2 protein-coding genes are annotated in these 1,080 nt (G+C 55.7%); both read right to left on the bottom strand.

Features of this window, described 5'->3' with window-relative positions; translation table 11 throughout:
* Nucleotides 1–300, bottom strand: a 300-nt coding sequence (locus SMC1_RS06220) for a DRTGG domain-containing protein (RefSeq protein ID WP_119085916.1), incomplete at its 3' end; no start/stop codon positions are given.
* A gap of 31 nt (nucleotides 301–331) precedes the next feature.
* On the bottom strand, nucleotides 332–1,080 hold a 749-nt coding region (locus SMC1_RS06225; protein WP_279386567.1), incomplete at its 5' end, for an NADH-ubiquinone oxidoreductase-F iron-sulfur binding region domain-containing protein.

Below are 1,080 nucleotides of genomic sequence, written 5' to 3' on the forward strand. Positions count from 1 at the left end.
CACGTACATGATATCGTGTGTCGCCAGAAGGACAATGCCTGTCGTGCGTGCCAAATCGGCGACATCCTGAGGAACCTCCTTGCCTCTTACCACGAGGATGGCTGGCAGGTTAAGCATCTGCACTGTTCGGATAATTTGAGGAGTAGTCAATCCTGTTATCAGCAGCGTCCCGGGACGACTCATCGCCAGTACGTCACTCATGAGGTCTGATGCAAACGCATGGTTCACTTCAATAGTGTCCAACTGTTCCCCTACGACACACGTTGCGCCGGTAATCTCAAGAACTTCAGTCAGTTTCAAGTCGACTACTCCTCTCCAGGACGTTACCCTTCTACGTTTCTTCCTGACAGGTCTCTGGTACATGTGATTCCGCAAGTGCCTGGTCGAACACTTCGGGAAAGTTGCGCAGTGCTGACTCGAACGCGAGCGGGGCAGCTTGTCCCAGCCCACAGAACGATGTGTCGTTCAATGTGTTGAGCAGCCTGCCGAGGCGTTGCAAGGAAGCGGGGTCCGCCGTCCGGTTGACGAGCGAATCCATGATCGTCTTGACTTGCAGTGTCCCTTCCCGGCAAGGTGTACATTTGCCACACGACTCATGCCAGAAGAAGTGTGCCACCTCCGCAAGGAACGGAAGGAGCGGCACATCCTCAGATGCTACCAGAATGACTCCGGAACCGATGGAAACATTGTTGGTCTTCATTGAGGCGAAGTCCAGCGGGATGTCCAGGAACTTGTCAGTAAGCACAGTCCCGGCACTCCCACCAGTCTGGATGAAGCCGATGTGCTTGCCTCCCTTGACGCCGCCGCCAAAGTCGTAGATGAGTTCCCGCAACGTGACGCCCAGAGGTGCCTCGACGATGCCACGGTTCACAATGTCGCCCGAGAGCGAGAAGACCTTGGTGCCGGCACTCGACGGTGTCCCGAATGACTTGAACCAATCGCTGCCATTCAACAGAATCGGTGGTACGTTGGCAAAGGTCTCTACGTTGTTGACGACCGTAGGCTTGCCGAAAAGTCCCTGCTGAGGCGGGAACGGAGGCTTGTTCCGTGGCTCTCCTCGGTGGTTCTCGATGGACTCGA

Source organism: Candidatus Cryosericum septentrionale (genome assembly GCF_003570995.1).
Taxonomy (GTDB): domain Bacteria; phylum Caldisericota; class Caldisericia; order Cryosericales; family Cryosericaceae; genus Cryosericum; species Cryosericum septentrionale.